The 581-nt window shown below is 40.3% G+C and carries 1 protein-coding gene; it reads left to right on the top strand.

Annotation, left to right across the window (positions count from 1 at the left end):
- Positions 1-121: 121 nt before the first annotated feature.
- Positions 122-508, top strand: coding sequence for a DUF6908 domain-containing protein (locus ACESTR_RS16430; protein ID WP_196018229.1), 387 nt, complete (start codon positions 122-124; stop codon positions 506-508).
- Positions 509-581 lie beyond the last annotated feature (73 nt).

Consider the following 581-nt stretch of genomic DNA (forward strand, 5'->3'; position numbering starts at 1 on the left):
ATCGGAATTATATAGAATCGGAAAGCTATTCTTACATGGAGATATGCCGCCCTGTTTAGTTGGTTATGAATGGAGTTGTCTTTTTACAAGTAATGGGGAATACCTCTAAACTTTACAGACCATGAAAACATTAAATGAAAGGGCGACAGAAATTCTGCAAGCCTTGTTAGCCGTGCGGGCTAAAAAACTGAAAATCAAAAATGCAAGCCAGACAATCCATGTGAAACTGACTGACTGCATCGGAAAGTACAACCTTATTTCGCTGACACAGCACATCGAAATAAATGGCGTTCTTTTCCGTGACCCCGAAGTGATTTTTGCTTTCGACACCATTAAACGGCAGTTTATCCCTTACCACTACATCAACGATTTTTTTGAAATCGAGAAATGTTGTGCCACACCGACGGTAGAGGGATTAATACCTCGCAACGAAATAGACCAACACAATTTAGCATGTTTCGTAAACCGTTGGCTGTTGCAACTAACCTCAAAACTGGAAATCCAATGAATGCGCAACGAATAGTACAGAATTGTGTTTTGAAGAATCAAAGCACGGTTATCGAGGAAATGATACGGGCAAA

Origin of the sequence: Alistipes sp. DJF_B185, assembly GCF_964250025.1 — a bacterium.
GTDB classification, from domain to species: Bacteria; Bacteroidota; Bacteroidia; order Bacteroidales; family Rikenellaceae; genus Alistipes; species Alistipes finegoldii.

What these genes read in the sequence shown, in the direction of transcription:
- ACESTR_RS16430 (WP_196018229.1), top strand. Translation starts at nt 122, where the DNA reads ATGAAAACATTAAATGAAAGGGCGACAGAAATTCTGCAAGCCTTGTTA.